Here is a 1961-nt window from a genome sequence, read left to right as displayed (position 1 = left end):
GTGCTAGGATGTCATAAGCTGGGATCCACTGCCCGTCCGGGTGCCTTATTGCAAGGGCAGGTGGCGGCCTCTCGTCCTGGGATGGCGGTGAGTGTGCTCTACACGATGGTTTCCAAGCCGATGCGAAATCGCCATGCCCGCGAGCTAAAGGCGGAAGCGGCCGCGAACGGGTTCCGCCTGATCGAGGCAGGCAAGGTTCCTCTCCATGGGAAGTTCCTCGCTTGGGATAATGACGATCTTGTTGTAACCAGCATGAATTGGGCGTCGGCTTCGTCGGAAGTGGATTTTCCCGACGCCGAGATTGGGGTGCATATTGCGTCCCAAGGCATCGCCACGGCTGCCCTCGATCAGTTAACGAGGATCTTTCCCGATCTCGAACAGGAATCTTCCAGCCTTAGCTCGGAACAAATGGCCGACCGCGCCGCTACCTGAACTCGTCGTCTAACCCAATGGCTTCGACCGGGGTCCTTTTGGGCGAAATGCCGGTTCCGTACCGCGTTTATTGCCAGAGGTTTTGTTACGGTCTTCCGGTGTCGAGCGACCTTATGGGGCTGGACCCACGTGCCGATGACAGGAACTGACGACGAGGTCACCTTGAACGGGTGTAACTTATGATTTACATTCATGCTTCGCAAGGAGCACTTCGATAGGCGTAATGGCGGCCATTAACCCGAGACAGATCAAAGGCAATTGGGCGGATGGATACGCGCTCGACATCCATACGACGGGAAGCGTTTATCTCGGCGTGAACGAATATGGGCATGACGTCTACGACACCACGCGCTCGGAAGTCGGCGAGTTACTCTACCGCTTGAAATATCGCTCTGACCTCAAGGCTGCTGAGGAATTGATCGCGGTGGCAGTAGCCTACATCGCGCCGAACGCCGCGAATTTCGATGTGGTCGTTCCAGTTCCGCCCTCTGGTGTGAGAGCTGTCCAACCCGTCATCACGTTGGCCGACGGGATCGGAGCGGCGCTCAACATCCCGGTTGCGAATTGCATCGTGACCACGCGTCCGCCGACACAATTGAAGGGTGTAGTGGATCCACAGCGCCGTCGCGAACTGCTTGAAGGGCTTTATGCGCTGAACGGCGATCCAGTTCGCGGTCGCCGCGTTCTCCTGTTCGATGATTTATTCCGGTCCGGATCGACAATGAATGCCATAACGAATGTGTTGATGGGCCAGGGAGGTGCGGCAAGCGTCCACACGTTTACGATCACACGCACGAGGAGCAATCAATGAACACGGTTTTTGTAGGAGGCTCGCGCCACGTCTCGCGGCTACCAAGCCAGGTCAAAGAGCGCCTCGACAATGTGAGGAAAAGCGGATTGCGCGTCGTCGTCGGCGACGCCAACGGTGCCGACAAAGCTGTTCAGAAGTATTTGGTGGAGACGTCTTATCCCGACGTCACCGTTTTTTGCTCCGGAGCAAGCTGCCGCAACAATCTCGGAAACTGGCCGGAAGAGCATATCAGTACCGACAAGTCCACAAAGGGTTTTCAGTTCTATGCCGCGAAGGACCGAGTCATGGCCCGCGAAGCCGACTTCGGTTTGATGATCTGGGACGGCAAGAGTCCAGGCACGGCGCTAAACGTGCTGCGCCTCGTCCGCGCGGGAAAGAAGGCCGTCCTCTTTAACGTCCCCGCCCGTCGGGCAGTGACGTTCAAGGTGGCGGGTGACTGGGATGAGTTCCTGAACCAGGGTGATGAGGAACTTCGGCGGGGGCTTCGCGAACGGGCGACCGACGAAGAATGGCAGCCGAGCGACGTTTCCGACCAACGAGATTTGCTTGATGCGCTACCGGCGCCTGCGGACGAACTGGCCCCGCTGCAGAGTGAGACCGAACTGCATGCGGCGATGAACGAGGCACTCAACTCGGGCGATGCGAAGGCAATCGTCGAAGCTCTCGGAAATATCGCGCGAGCACGCGGAATGAGCCAGATCGCGCGTGATACCGGCCT

Annotated in this window: 2 protein-coding genes and 1 pseudogene; all 3 read left to right on the top strand. The window is 58.1% G+C overall.

The genetic code is table 11. The features are described from left to right. Window positions 1–432 (top strand): annotated as a pseudogene (locus EOA27_RS34110) (phospholipase D-like domain-containing protein); the annotation flags it as partial. Between the two features lie 223 nt (window positions 433–655). Beyond that, window positions 656–1243, top strand: a complete 588-nt coding sequence (locus EOA27_RS34105; protein WP_127258467.1) for a phosphoribosyltransferase family protein — start codon at window positions 656–658, stop codon at window positions 1241–1243. Further along, window positions 1240–1961: putative addiction module antidote protein (locus EOA27_RS34100; protein ID WP_127258465.1), on the top strand; the 722-nt coding region annotated here is incomplete at its 3' end. The genes EOA27_RS34105 and EOA27_RS34100, both read left to right, overlap by 4 nt.

The sequence above is a fragment of the Mesorhizobium sp. M2A.F.Ca.ET.037.01.1.1 genome (genome assembly GCF_003998075.1).
Lineage (GTDB): Bacteria > Pseudomonadota > Alphaproteobacteria > Rhizobiales > Rhizobiaceae > Mesorhizobium.
This window is presented reverse-complemented; position numbering and strand designations above follow the sequence as displayed.

Bases quoted from the DNA above. Each gene is read 5' to 3' on its own strand.
- EOA27_RS34105 (WP_127258467.1), top strand. From the start codon at position 656: ATGGCGGCCATTAACCCGAGACAGATCAAAGGCAATTGGGCGGATGGA.